Source organism: Algoriphagus resistens (assembly GCF_001442615.1).
In the GTDB taxonomy this organism is placed as follows: domain Bacteria; phylum Bacteroidota; class Bacteroidia; order Cytophagales; family Cyclobacteriaceae; genus Algoriphagus; species Algoriphagus resistens.
Window position 1 is genome coordinate 265,616 of the sequence record NZ_LMXN01000002.1, and the last position, 12,676, is coordinate 278,291.

The 12,676-nt window shown below is 41.9% G+C and carries 13 protein-coding genes and 1 riboswitch; of the genes, 12 read left to right on the forward strand and 1 reads right to left on the reverse strand.

Translation table 11 applies throughout. The features are described 5' to 3' along the window. Window positions 1-38 precede the first annotated feature (38 nt). Window positions 39-147: riboswitch (SAM riboswitch) on the forward strand. 171 nt (window positions 148-318) lie between these two features. Together AS141_RS04440 and AS141_RS04445 are read left to right on the forward strand one after the other, a co-directional pair. Continuing rightward, window positions 319-1,623, forward strand: coding sequence for an O-acetylhomoserine aminocarboxypropyltransferase/cysteine synthase family protein (locus AS141_RS04440; RefSeq protein ID WP_057936426.1), 1,305 nt, complete (start codon window positions 319-321; stop codon window positions 1,621-1,623). 8 nt (window positions 1,624-1,631) lie between these two features. Next, window positions 1,632-2,687, forward strand: a complete 1,056-nt coding sequence (locus tag AS141_RS04445) for a homoserine O-acetyltransferase family protein (RefSeq protein WP_057936427.1) — start codon at window positions 1,632-1,634, stop codon at window positions 2,685-2,687. Window positions 2,688-2,733: 46 nt separating this feature from the next. Here the strand turns inward: AS141_RS04445 and AS141_RS04450 are convergent, their stop codons facing one another. Beyond that, on the reverse strand, window positions 2,734-3,342 hold the full coding sequence (locus AS141_RS04450) for a DUF2147 domain-containing protein (protein ID WP_057936428.1): 609 nt from the start codon (window positions 3,340-3,342) through the stop codon (window positions 2,734-2,736). Window positions 3,343-3,670: 328 nt separating this feature from the next. Here AS141_RS04450 and AS141_RS04455 point away from each other — a divergent pair, with 328 nt between their 5' ends. The 10 genes from AS141_RS04455 to AS141_RS04500 all read left to right on the forward strand — a co-directional run bounded on the left by AS141_RS04455 (window position 3,671) and on the right by AS141_RS04500 (window position 12,590). Beyond that, complete coding sequence (locus tag AS141_RS04455; protein WP_057936429.1) at window positions 3,671-3,895, forward strand: hypothetical protein; 225 nt, start codon at window positions 3,671-3,673, stop codon at window positions 3,893-3,895. A 49-nt stretch (window positions 3,896-3,944) separates the two neighbouring features. Continuing rightward, window positions 3,945-4,835, forward strand: coding sequence for a cell division protein FtsX (locus tag AS141_RS04460; RefSeq protein ID WP_057936430.1), 891 nt, complete (start codon window positions 3,945-3,947; stop codon window positions 4,833-4,835). Window positions 4,836-4,840: 5 nt separating this feature from the next. After that, window positions 4,841-5,050, forward strand: a complete 210-nt coding sequence (locus AS141_RS04465) for a DUF3098 domain-containing protein (RefSeq protein ID WP_057936431.1) — start codon at window positions 4,841-4,843, stop codon at window positions 5,048-5,050. A 2-nt stretch (window positions 5,051-5,052) separates the two neighbouring features. Next, window positions 5,053-5,847 carry an undecaprenyl-diphosphate phosphatase gene (locus tag AS141_RS04470; protein WP_057936432.1) on the forward strand — a complete coding sequence of 265 codons (795 nt, stop codon included), beginning with the start codon at window positions 5,053-5,055 and terminating at the stop codon, window positions 5,845-5,847. Between the two features lies 1 nt (window position 5,848). Continuing rightward, a complete protein-coding gene (truB, locus tag AS141_RS04475) occupies window positions 5,849-6,532 on the forward strand; it encodes a tRNA pseudouridine(55) synthase TruB (RefSeq protein WP_057936433.1) in 684 nt (227 codons plus the stop codon). Continuing rightward, entirely contained in the window at window positions 6,519-7,442 is a 924-nt protein-coding gene (locus AS141_RS04480) for a bifunctional riboflavin kinase/FAD synthetase (RefSeq protein ID WP_057936434.1), read from the forward strand. Before truB ends, AS141_RS04480 begins: the two co-directional genes overlap by 14 nt. Window positions 7,443-7,453: 11 nt before the next feature. Further along, window positions 7,454-8,149, forward strand: a complete 696-nt coding sequence (locus AS141_RS04485; protein WP_057936435.1) for a CoA transferase subunit A — start codon at window positions 7,454-7,456, stop codon at window positions 8,147-8,149. A gap of 57 nt (window positions 8,150-8,206) precedes the next feature. After that, window positions 8,207-8,866, forward strand: coding sequence for a 3-oxoacid CoA-transferase subunit B (locus AS141_RS04490; RefSeq protein ID WP_057936436.1), 660 nt, complete (start codon window positions 8,207-8,209; stop codon window positions 8,864-8,866). Between the two features lie 93 nt (window positions 8,867-8,959). Next, entirely contained in the window at window positions 8,960-9,298 is a 339-nt protein-coding gene (gldC, locus tag AS141_RS04495; RefSeq protein ID WP_057936437.1) for a gliding motility protein GldC, read from the forward strand. Window positions 9,299-9,623: 325 nt separating this feature from the next. Next, window positions 9,624-12,590 carry a TonB-dependent receptor gene (locus AS141_RS04500; RefSeq protein WP_057936438.1) on the forward strand — a complete coding sequence of 989 codons (2,967 nt, stop codon included), beginning with the start codon at window positions 9,624-9,626 and terminating at the stop codon, window positions 12,588-12,590. Window positions 12,591-12,676: the final 86 nt, after the last annotated feature.

Below are 12,676 nucleotides of genomic sequence, written 5' to 3' on the forward strand. Positions count from 1 at the left end.
TCTCTTTATTTGCATCATCCTTTCACTTTTAGTGCTTGGATTTATATAGAAGAGGCGAGAGACAGGCTCATTGACCCTCTGGCAACCTGGAAAGTCCAAGGTGCCAATTCCTGCCAAATGCGATAATCTCATTTGGAACTATAAGTTCATATGTATATGCACCACGGATATTCGCCCTCTTCCCTTTCTCTTCAAAATTCGTATGAAGTAAAGAATTCTATTCATCTACGGCGTTCTGCGTCTTATTGGACCAACTCATGATTTCCAGGAGTTTGTCTTTGTTTTTCCAAGTTTTTACAACCATAAATCCATTTAACTATGTCTTCGACTTATCATTTTGACACACTTCAGGTCCATGCAGGCCAGCAGCCAGATCCGGCTACCAATTCCCGTGCGGTTCCTATCTATCAGACTACTTCCTATGTTTTCAATTCTGCTGAGCATGGGGCAAACCTTTTTGGACTGAAAGAATTTGGGAATATCTATACCCGAATAATGAATCCTACTACAGATGTATTTGAAAACAGGATAGCTGCACTGGAAGGCGGAGTAGCTGCCGTTGCCACAAGTTCCGGACAGGCCGCACAATTCCTGGCTTTAAACAATATAATGGAAGCTGGGGACAATTTCGTTTCTACCACGTTCCTCTATGGGGGTACCTACAATCAATTCAAAGTTGCATTCAAAAGATTGGGGATTGAAGCTCGTTTTGCAAAAGGCAATGATCCTGAATACTTTGAGAAGCTGATTGACGGGAGGACTAAAGCTATTTATCTGGAAACCATCGGAAATCCAGAATTCAACATCCCAGACTTTGATGCAATTGCCGCTATTGCCAAAAAACATGACATTCCATTAGTTGTCGACAATACCTTTGGTGCCGGCGGGTATTTATTCAAACCACTGGATCATGGGGCAAATATAGTGACCTCATCAGCGACAAAGTGGATCGGTGGGCATGGTACCTCCATTGGCGGTATTATTGTTGACGGTGGAAACTTCAACTGGGGCAATGGGAAATACAAGCAATTTTCAGAGCCATCCGAGGGATATCATGGATTGAATTTTTGGGAGACTTTCGGGGAAAATAATCCACTTGGACTTCCCAATGTAGCATTTGCTATCAGGGCACGTGTGGAAGGTCTGAGGGATTTTGGTCCGGCCATCAGTCCTTTTAATTCTTTCCTACTGCTTCAAGGAATAGAGACTCTTTCTCTACGTCTTCAGAAAACTGTTGATAACGCCCTTGAGCTGGCGAAGTGGCTGGAAAACCATCCATTGGTCCAAAAGGTGAATTACCCTGGCTTACCGTCGTCTCCCTACCATACGTTGGCAAAAAAATATCTGAAAAATGGTTTTGGTGGTGTTTTAAGTTTTGAATTAAAAGGAGAGAAAGAACAGGCTTCGACCCTGATAAACAACCTGAATTTGATTTCTCACCTGGCTAATGTAGGAGATGCAAAAACATTGATCATCCAACCTTCGGCGACCACTCACCAGCAACTTTCTGACGAAGAGCAAATCGCTGCCGGTGTTACCCCAACCCAGCTGAGAATCTCTTGTGGCCTTGAGCACATTGAAGATATTAAAGCTGATTTACAACAAGCTTTCGATAAAATTTAACACAGCAAATGAATCTTAAAAGCCAGTATGCTTCGATTACCATGACGCAGGAAATATTTCATTCTAGTTTTCCTTTACACTTAGAATCAGGAGAGATACTCCCTGAATTTGACCTGGGCTATACTACGTATGGTCAGCTGAATTCAGACAGATCGAATGTGATATGGGTAATTCATGCGCTTACTGGAGATTCCAATGCATCAGAATGGTGGAGCGGCCTGATCGGAGAAGACAAGTTTTTCGACCCTTCGGATTATTTTATTATCTGTGCCAATCTCTTGGGATCATGCTATGGCTCCACACAACCATTCAGCGAGAATCCAAAAACCAACAAGCCGTACTATTACGATTTTCCCCAAATGACAACCCGGGACCTAGCGCAGGGATTGGAACGCTTGAGGATACACCTGAAGATAGAATCAATCCATAGTCTTATTGGTGGTTCTTTGGGTGGTCAGGTAGGGTTGGAATGGGCTTATTTATTGGGGAATAAGCTTAAGAACGCCGTCATTCTGGCTTCTACAGCCAAGTCAAGACCTTGGGTGATAGGCTTCAATGAAACTCAGCGAATGGCAATAGAATCTGATTGTACCTGGGGTGAGAGCCATGAACTAGCAGGTCAAAAAGGACTGGAAACGGCCAGGGCAATTGCAATGCTTACGTATAGACATCCGCTTGACCTAGCGATCAAGCAAGCTGATTCTGAAAATAGGCTGGATGATTATCGCGCTGCCTCTTACTTACGATATCAGGGACAGAAGCTGGCGAAGCGTTTTAATGCACTCTCCTATTGGACGTTAAGTAAAACAATGGACTCACATGATTTGGGTAGAAACCGGGGCAGATTGGAGGAGGCTTTGGGGAGAATTGATGCAAATGTATTGGCTATTGGAGTTGATTCAGATTTACTTTTTCTTCCGGAGGAATCTCAATATATCAGCCAACATGTGAGAAAAGGTACCTATAAGGAAATTACCTCAACAGCTGGGCATGATGCTTTTCTGATTGAATTTGAACAATTGTCCTATATCCTTAAATCATTCTACTTGCAGCAAAATCCGTAAAAGGGACCCATACAGACGTATAAAAATGAGGCGGGATTTTTCTGCCTCATTTTTTTACTCTATTCCACTCCACTGTCCTGCTAACCCACGATTCTCCCAGGTAACCTTTAATCTCAAGGATGTCTCTCTTCTTAAGTTGCACCTCACAGATGTAGCTTGTTCCTGTTTTAGGATCATATATCTTCCCGTCAGACCAAATTCCATTGTTATATTTTAAGCCTTCTAGGATCGTAAGTCCCATTAAGGGTCGATTTCTTAAGCTGGTATCCGAATTCACTGTATCGGTAAATAAGTCCTGCTCCCCCTTTTCATGTTTGATCCAGATAATTTTACCAATTAATTCTGTATCATTTTCCATTATCTCGATCTGGGCTGTTTTTTCAGTATTATACCACACTCCTAGTACTTTTGACTTAGATTGCGCTTCTACATTTTCTACTGTCAGCAGCACTAGTAATGTGATTAGTGATGTGTATTGGCAAGCTTTCATAAAAAAGATTTTAGTAAAACTTTGAATTAGGCTAATTAGATAATACCCTACTTCCCTAAAATCATACCTAAGTCTAAATGAATCACCGTAATCTTTTGACAATACTGTTCTTTGATTAACAAGCGAAGAAGCAATTTGACTTGCGAAAGGCTCAACTTTTTTCATTTCAGCCTTACATTTCGATAAAACCGCTCATTTTTGAAAACAAAAATCCCTATTCTGATTATCATATAATTTCTTGATTTAGAGACGATTATACTATTGTGAAGAAGATTCAGTCGCTCTATCTGTTATATTCTTGCCAGATTTGTTTCACGCTGGCTGGGAATGAGGAAGGTGAGTTTTGTCTTTTTTAGCTGCTTTTTGAATCTTCTAATTTCTTCTTTGCTAAAAGAAAAACCATGGTATCCTCCCTTCTTTAGCCTAGCTTCCATCCCTAGTTTCTAATCAATGATAAACCAGTCAAATCGGGGAAATTATTTCCCACTCATAAATGAGCAGACCAATTTTAGAAAGAAGGCTAAATTTCCAGCGTTATCATGATTCCAAAGCTGATGTAAAGGAATGTAATACAATCTGTTGTGTTTTTGAGTTTTTATCTGGGCGAAGGTCAGCTGTCACAATTGCTTTTTGCCTGTTTGATAGCGCTATAGGAAGTAAAACATTAGATTTTTGGTTTGAATGGAAAAAAGTTGTTGAAATCCTTTCTATGGAATAGATTGGCAATATCCTTGGGGAAGATTACTTTTGAGAAGAAAACGTAATCTATGGCCAATTATCCAAGGAAGAAAAAGACACTTGGACACTTTAAATTCGGAAGTGTTCTGTTCAGTACCACGTTATCACTTTTTATTGTAGGTCTTTTCGGAGTGATATTAATTCAGGCCAAGACGCTGACCAGTATGATCCGGGAAAATATTGAAGTGCAGGTGTTCTTGGATAAAAACCTGGAACAAAAAGACCTCGATGGTATACAAGACAATCTTTCCAAGCGCTCATTTATTCTTCAAAAAGAAGATACCCTAAGTATAAGGTTTGTATCGGACGAGGAAGCTGCGGCTACCTTCATTGAAAGTACAGGAGAAGATTTTACAAAATTCCTCGAAGACAATCCGCTCCGCGACAGTTTTGTTTTGACGATTGCCGAGGAATTCCAGACCTCAGAGCAGCTAGATGGAATCGCAACAGAAATTGAGGCTATTCCTGGCGTATTCGAAGTTTCGTACATGACAGATCTGGTAGATTCTATCAATAAAAACCTATTGAAGATAAGTATAGTATTGGGAGGGTTCATTTTGATCTTGATCATTACAGTAGTCATGTTGATCAACAACACCATTAGACTCGCTTTGTTCTCACAGCGTTTTCTTATACGCTCTATGCAGCTGGTAGGTGCTACAAGAGGGTTTATCAGAAAACCATTTCTTTCCAGAGCGTTCTTGTTTGGAATGATGGCTGGTGCTTTTGCTTCGGTAATTCTTTTCGCTTTAGTGAAATATACACAGGCTAACATTGAGGGGTTTGCAATGCTTCAAAACCAACAGTTATTAGTGCTTCTCTTCGGTATTTTGATTGGTGTGGGAGGAATTCTGTCTGTACTAAGTACCTTGCGGGCTGTAAATAAGTATTTAAACATGTCTTTGGACGAACTCTATTAAATATAATGAGCAAATCTTCTTTTCCTTTTTCTCGCAAAAATTATAAGCTGATGTTTATCGGCATAGGTCTGATTATTCTTGGATTTATCATTATTGGACTGGACAGCGAACCGCACGGAAATGGTATTTTGGGCTTGACAATAGGACCAATTGTAACTCTGGCTGGATTTATTTTTGAATTCTATGCTATTTTCGCCAAAACGGAAAGTAACTAAACGTGGAAATTATTGATGCAATTATCCTTGGAATTATTCAGGGATTGACGGAGTTTTTGCCCGTTTCTTCGAGTGGCCACCTTGAGCTTGGAAAGGCAATTTTAGGAGAAAGCAAAATGCCGGCAGAGGGACTGATGTTTACTGTTGTGGTCCATTTTGCCACGGCTTTAAGTACCATTGTCGTTTTCCGAAAGGATATAGGAGAAATCCTCAGGGGATTATCCAAGTTTGAGTGGAACAGTGAGACGCAATTTGTATTCAAGATAGTGCTCTCGATGATCCCCGCTGCGATCGTCGGGGTTGTCTTCCAGGAAGAATTAGAGACATTATTTGGAGGGCAGATTGTTTTTGTGGGCTGTATGCTCATTTTGACAGCGATACTTCTTTATTTGGCTGACAAAGCCAAATTCACCGACCAGCCAGTGACCTTCGGCCAGGCACTGATCATCGGCATAGCACAGGCAATCGCTATTCTTCCGGGGATTTCCCGTTCTGGAGCTACTATTTCCACCTCTGTGCTGTTAGGGATTGACAAGGCAAAAGCTGCTAGATTCTCTTTTTTGATGGTCGTTCCCTTGATTTTAGGGAAAATTGCAAAAGATATTTTAGACGGTGGTCTCTCCTTGGAGACTGAGGGCCTAGCTTATCTAAGTGCAGGATTCATTGCTGCCTTTGTGGCCGGGGTACTGGCTTGTACCTGGATGATCAAACTCGTAAGAAACAGTAAACTCAGTTATTTTTCCATTTACTGCCTAATCGTGGGTGTGATTGCAATTGTGGCTGGATTATATTTATAGCATGCAAGAACAACCCTACGGAGAAGTATTTTTAATCGACAAGCCTTTTGAATGGACATCGTTTGATGTGGTTAAAAAAGTCCGAAACGCACTTCGAATCAAAAAAGTAGGTCATGCAGGCACACTTGATCCTTTAGCCACGGGATTACTCATTGTTTGCGCTGGAAAAATGACCAAGCAAATTGACTCATTTATGGGTCAAGAAAAGGAATATACGGGTACTTTCGTACTTGGATCCACGACTGATTCCTTTGATTTGGAGCAACCGGTTATCCCTGTGTCCGATCCTTCCCAGATTACTTTGGAACAAGTAAAGGAGGCGGTAGCTGAGCTTACCGGAGATATTTTGCAAATCCCTCCTATGCACTCAGCAATCAAGGTGGGCGGGAAGCGTGTCTATGAATCTGCCAGAAAAGGAAAGGATGTGAAAATGGATGCACGTCCGGTGACGGTAAGTGAATTTGAAATCATCAAGTTTGAAAATCCGGTTTTGGAGTTTAGAATTGTTTGCTCCAAAGGAACCTATATTCGAAGTCTAGCAAGGGATTTAGGCGAGAAATTGAATGTGGGAGCTTATATGAGTTCGCTTTGCAGAACAAGGATTGGTAATTTCAAACTCTCCGAAGCATGTAAGCTCCTGCCCTTGGTAGAAGAAATCAAAGCAAGAACAAATGAAAATCTATGAAGGCCTAAGTGATTTTCCCAAGCTCCACAACGCAGTGGTAACCAGTGGGACATTTGATGGAGTGCATTTGGGGCATCAGAAAATTCTTCGGCGAATCCGTGAAATAGCCCGCTCGTTCGATGGGGAAACTGTTTTAATTACTTTTTGGCCCCATCCCAGGTTAGTCCTGTATCCTGAGGAGCATAATCTTAGACTTTTGAGCACTTTTGAGGAGAAAGCCAAATTGCTTAGGGAATTTGGTATTGATCATTTGATCACGATTCCGTTCACTAAGGAATTTTCCCAGCTTACTTCCAAGGAGTTTATAGAATCCGTATTGGTGGAAAGGATCCAAACCAAAAAGCTGGTCATAGGATATGACCATCGTTTTGGAAAAAACCGGGAGGGAAGTTTTGGATACCTGAAAGCCCATCATGAGGAATATGGATTTGATCTGGAGGAGATCTCACGTCAGGACGTAGAAGATATTGGGGTTTCCAGCACAAAAATCCGACATGCATTGGAGACAGGAGATATTGCTACAGCTATCAATTATCTGGGCAGACCCTATGAGCTGAATGGTTTGGTGATCAAAGGTCAGCAGATCGGCAGATCTATCGGGTTTCCAACTGCAAACATCCATATACCCAACGATTACAAACTTATCCCCAAAGATGGCGTTTACGCAGTAGAGGCTTTGGTGAACGGAGCGCTTTATAAGGCCATGCTGAACATAGGAAACCGTCCTACGGTGAATGGTACCCAAAAAACTGTAGAGGCTAATTTATTCGATTTTCAAGGTGATCTGTACGATAAGCAGATTACGATTTACCTCAAAGCATTCCTTCGGGAAGAAAGAAAATTTGATGGATTGGAAGCATTGAAAGAACAACTTTTCATAGATCGTAAGAATGCCAAGAACTTGCTATAAACCCAAAAAATATGATCAACAAAACTGTAAAGAATGCTCATGAAGCTGTAGAAGACATCCCTAGCGACTGCATGCTGATGATGGGGGGATTTGGCCTGACTGGGATTCCCGAAAATTGTATTTCCGCCCTTCTGGAAAGGAATATTTCCGGATTGACCATTGTCTCAAATAATGCCGGCGTAGATGATTTCGGCATCGGTCTTCTGCTGAGAAAGCGAATGGTTAAAAAGATGATCTCGAGCTATGTAGGCGAAAACGCAGAGTTTGAAAGACAATTACTCAGTGGAGAACTGGAGGTAGACCTAATCCCCCAGGGTACCCTTGCAGAGCGGGTTCGCGCCGGCGGTGCAGGAATTCCTGCTTTCTTCACTCCTGCCGGAGTCGGTACAGAAGTAGCTGAAGGTAAGGAGTCACGGGAATTTGATGGTAAAATGTATCTGTTGGAAAGTTGGCTGAAAGCTGATTTTTCCATCGTGAAAGCCTGGAAAGGCGATACCGCAGGGAATTTGATTTTCAAGGGAACAGCCCGGAATTTTAATCCTATGATGGCTGCGGCAGGAAAGATTTGCATTGCAGAAGTAGAAGAATTGGTTCAGGCAGGAGAGTTGCATCCCAATGAGATCCATACTCCGGGGATCTATGTGCAACGAATCTTTCAAGGAGAGAATTACCAGAAGCGGATAGAGCAGAGGACAGTCTCAAGCTAGAAGAAAGGCAACGTAAATTCAATTTTTCTTCATCCATAGACTTAAAATCAACCCAAAATGCTTACAAAAGATCAAATAGCCAGGAGAATCGCCAAAGAGGTGAAAAATGGGCAATACATAAATCTAGGGATAGGCATCCCAACCTTAGTGGCCAACTACATTCCCGATGAGCTGGAAGTGGTTCTTCAATCTGAAAATGGACTACTTGGAATTGGCCCCTTCCCTACAGAGGATCAAATCGACCCCGATCTTATCAATGCTGGGAAGCAGACTGTAACGATGGTCAAAGGTTCGGCACTTTTCAACTCTGCTGAATCTTTCGCCATGATTCGGGGCGGACATGTACACCTGACTATTCTCGGTGCTATGGAAGTGTCTCAAAATGGCGACATAGCCAATTGGAAAATCCCCGGTAAGATGGTCAAAGGCATGGGGGGAGCGATGGATCTTGTCGCCTCTGCTGACAATATTATTGTAGCAATGCAACATTGTTCGCGGTCAGGCGAATCCAAACTTCTTACAGAATGCTCACTTCCTATCACGGGACTTCGCTGTGTAAAAAAGATAGTGACTGACCTGGCTGTCTTGGAAATTTCCCCTGATGGAGGTTTTATACTTCAGGAAAGAGCACCTGGTGTTTCAGTGGAAGAAATCAAGGAGAAAACCGCAGGTAAACTTATCATTGGCGGTGAAGTTCCCGAAATGGTTTTTGAATAAAACCTGCAAAAATGAACCCAGAGGATGCTATTAAAGTTAACCTGATTAATTTTGTAGAAAAACAGAGGGTTCGAAGGAATCAAAATATAAAGTATGAAAAATTCAGAGATTAAATTCCAGGTTGATTTAGATGAAAACAGTTTTCCCAAAGCGATCAAATGGGATGCTTCGGATAAAGAAGGTGCAGGTCTGGAAGATACTAAGAGCATTAGTCTTAACGTCTGGGACAATCTAAACCACAGCACACTCCGTATTGATCTATGGACTGAGGAAATGTCAGTCGTGGAGATGAAGCGTTTCTACATAGATATTCTGGGGGGAATGGCACAAACGATCTTGAACAGCACCGCTGACGAGTACATGTCCGAAGAGATCAAAGAGTTATGCGACCGTCTGGTCAGACACGTAAATGAAGAAAACAAAAATGGATAATTTTCAACACTGATTTATCAAAAAGCCCGGCACATGCCGGGCTTTTTTGCTAGGGTTTCACCTCCATGTAAAAAAACAGTAGTTTTTGGATTTTTTAACAAACTAGGCGAAGTGATCTGAGATCAATAATAAACTAGTGCTTTCATTTTATAATTTTTATTTATAGGTAGAAGTTTCCTTCTCAATCGATTTTCCTGTTAGTCTTAACCATGATATATTTTAGTAATAAAACGACAAATGTTCATTTTTTAGGCTATTTTTCGTCAAATAACAACGAAATATCAGTCCATATTTATAGACCCTATAACTAAAAAACAGTAAGCCTATGAGCAATTTTACAACTAAAATCAGAATGTCAGTATTTCTGGTGACAGTCTTGGTTTCCCTAACAGCAGGTAAAGTTATTGGCCAGACCGTAATAGCTGGAACAGTGACCGACGCAGATACCAAAGAGACTTTAGTAGGAGTCAACATCTTGGTAAAAGGTAAAGTAATCGGAACAATCTCTGACCTTTCGGGAAAATACAATCTGAATGTAAATCAGGAACCTCCTTTTACATTGGTTTTTTCCATGATAGGCTATACTACCCAAGAAGTAGAAGTCAGTGGGACGCAAAGCAACCTCGACATCCAACTTGCTGAAACTTCAATTCTTGGTCAAGAGATCGTTGTATCTGCTTCGAGGGTTGAGGAAAGTGTGCTGCAATCGCCGGTTTCGGTGGAAAAAATGGATATCATCGCAATCCGTGACGCCCCGCAGGCAAGTTTCTACGATGCGATCAATAACATGAAAGGTGTGGAAATGAGTACGCAGTCTCTGCTATTCAAATCTTTCAATACACGAGGATTCAATGCTAACGGTAACGTGAGAACCGTGCAGCTTATCGATGGAATGGACAACCAGGCTCCTGGCCTAAACTTCTCAGTGGGTAACATTGTAGGTATCTCAGAACTGGACTTGGAAAGTGTAGAATTACTTCCAGGTGCTTCTTCAGCACTCTATGGGCCCAATGCCATCAACGGTATTTTGCTGATGAACTCAAAAAGCCCATTTCTGTACCAGGGGCTTTCAGCCAGTGTGAAAACCGGCATTATGGATGAAAGCGATAGATCTAAATCGGCTACCGGTTTTTACAATTTCAGTGCAAGATATGCCAAAGCTATCAGTGATAAGTTTGCCTTTAAAGTGAACTTTGAATACTTAAAGGCTGATGATTGGCAGGCAAATGACTTTAGGGATCAATCCCTTCTCAATGGTTCTACTATAGAAAGCGGGAACCCGGGCAACAACCCCGCTTACAATGGGGTGAATAGTTACGGTGATGAAACCAATGTAAATATGCTATCAGTGGCGCAGTCTATGGTAGCAGCAGGAGTTCTTCCAGAAGCAGCTCTTTCTTTAATTCCAAGCATGGCTGTTTCGAGAACGGGTTATCTGGAGAGAGATCTTGCTGATTATGGCACCAAATCTATAAAACTCAATGCCGCACTTCATTACAGAATCAACGATAATATAGAGGCTGTCCTTCAGGGCAATCTGGGCTTTGGGACAACAGTCTATACCGGAGCTGACAGATATTCTCTCAAAGATTTTACCATGGGACAATACAAAGCAGAATTAAGGGCGTCCAATTGGTATTTGAGAGCATATACTACTCAAGAGCGTTCAGGTGATGCATTTGCAGTGGGAACTGCCGCTCAGGGTATCAACGAAGCGTGGAAAGCAAGTACTCAATGGTTTCCCGAATACGTTGGGGCTTATGCCCAGGCTATTGGTGGGGGACTTCCAGCAGATCAGGCTCACTTAGCTGCTAGAGCTTTTGCAGATCAAGGAAGGTATATGCCAGGAACTGCAGAATTTCAGAATGCATTGAATGATGTTACCTCCCGCCCTATCCCAGGTGACCAAAATGGTGTTGGGGCGAAATTTGTAGACAGCAGTAATCTGTATCATTTTGAGGGATCCTATAATTTGTCGGAGCAAATCAGTTTTGCAGAGTTCGTGGTTGGAGCCAACTATAGAATTTATGACTTGAATTCAAACGGTACGATTTTCGCCTTGGATGAAAACGGAGATGAGTTCAATATCAATGAATATGGAGGATATATTCAGGGTTCCAAGAAGTTCTTTAGCGATAAATTCAAACTGACAGCATCTGCCCGGTACGATAAAAACGAAAACTTTTCCGGACAATGGTCGCCAAGAGTTTCAGGGGTATTCACAGAGGGAAACCATAATTTCCGAGCTTCATACCAAACTGGTTTCCGTATTCCGACCAACCAAGATCAGTACATTGACCTGAACACTCCACAGGCTCGACTGATCGGAGGATTGCCTTTCTTTGCAGACCGATATAACCTACGTGCGAATTCAGGCTATACGCTTGCTACTGTAACTAATTATGGAGCTGCTGTTCAACAATCGACTCTGGATCCTGCAATTCAAGCTCAGGCACAAGCTATAGTTCAGCAACAAGTTGAAGCTGGATTGATAGATCCTTCTGAGGCACCTGCCGCAGTAATCCAAACGGTAGGATTTCTGGCAGCAGGAGCAAATTTAGAACTTTTACAACCCTACGAAATCGAGGAGTTCAAACCTGAACGGGTAAAATCTTTTGAAGTCGGTTACAAGGGAATTTGGGGTCAAAACCTTTTGGTAGATGCCTATGCCTATTTCAATAGATTTGAAAACTTCAATGGAAGCCAGGTATTGGTTCAAGATGCATCTGATGCAGGTCTTCAGGGGCCAAATGCCCTTACAGGCCTAAATCTAATAGGTGTTGGCCCAGGTGGAAGAAATGTTTATTCCACGCCCGTAAACAGAGCTGAAATCATCAAATCATGGGGCTGGGCAGCCAGCTTAGATTACAGGCTTCCAAAAGGGTATACAATAGGGGGAAATGTATCTTACAATACGCTTTCCAATTTAGATGAGCTGGCAGAGACTGGATTTCAGCCTAGCTTCAATACTCCAGAATATCGATATGTGTTGAATTTTGCGAACAGAGAAGTCATAGATAATCTTGGGTTCGCATTGGCTTACAGATGGCAAGGTGAGTTTGTTTGGCAATCCTCTTTTGTCAGTCCTGCAGTTTCTACGCAGCAACTTTCTGTAATTCCGTCCTATGGCACATTTGATGCCCAGGTGAGTTATAAACTGAAAAGCATTAAGTCAATCTTGAAAATAGGTGGCTCAAATCTATTCAGCAAAGGATATACCCAGGCATGGGGCAATCCAACTGTTGGTACCATGTACTTTGTAAGCTTGACCTTTGATGAATTCCTAAATTAACAACTGATATAATCCAATTACCTGAGAGCCACCTAGAAATTTCCGGATGGCTCTTTTGTTTTTACTTCATGAAAATATTCCCGATT

What these genes read in the sequence shown, in the direction of transcription:
- AS141_RS04450 (WP_057936428.1), bottom strand. Translation starts at nt 3,342, where the DNA reads ATGAAAAAAGTTGAGCCTTTCGCAAGTCAAATTGCTTCTTCGCTTGTT.
- AS141_RS04500 (WP_057936438.1), top strand. Translation starts at nt 9,624, where the DNA reads ATGAGCAATTTTACAACTAAAATCAGAATGTCAGTATTTCTGGTGACA.
- truB (WP_057936433.1), top strand. Translation starts at nt 5,849, where the DNA reads ATGCAAGAACAACCCTACGGAGAAGTATTTTTAATCGACAAGCCTTTT.
- AS141_RS04455 (WP_057936429.1), top strand. Translation starts at nt 3,671, where the DNA reads ATGAGCAGACCAATTTTAGAAAGAAGGCTAAATTTCCAGCGTTATCAT.
- AS141_RS04485 (WP_057936435.1), top strand. Translation starts at nt 7,454, where the DNA reads ATGATCAACAAAACTGTAAAGAATGCTCATGAAGCTGTAGAAGACATC.
- AS141_RS04490 (WP_057936436.1), top strand. Translation starts at nt 8,207, where the DNA reads ATGCTTACAAAAGATCAAATAGCCAGGAGAATCGCCAAAGAGGTGAAA.
- AS141_RS04440 (WP_057936426.1), top strand. Translation starts at nt 319, where the DNA reads ATGTCTTCGACTTATCATTTTGACACACTTCAGGTCCATGCAGGCCAG.
- AS141_RS04445 (WP_057936427.1), top strand. Translation starts at nt 1,632, where the DNA reads ATGAATCTTAAAAGCCAGTATGCTTCGATTACCATGACGCAGGAAATA.
- AS141_RS04465 (WP_057936431.1), top strand. Translation starts at nt 4,841, where the DNA reads ATGAGCAAATCTTCTTTTCCTTTTTCTCGCAAAAATTATAAGCTGATG.
- AS141_RS04460 (WP_057936430.1), top strand. Translation starts at nt 3,945, where the DNA reads ATGGCCAATTATCCAAGGAAGAAAAAGACACTTGGACACTTTAAATTC.
- AS141_RS04480 (WP_057936434.1), top strand. Translation starts at nt 6,519, where the DNA reads ATGAAAATCTATGAAGGCCTAAGTGATTTTCCCAAGCTCCACAACGCA.
- gldC (WP_057936437.1), top strand. Translation starts at nt 8,960, where the DNA reads ATGAAAAATTCAGAGATTAAATTCCAGGTTGATTTAGATGAAAACAGT.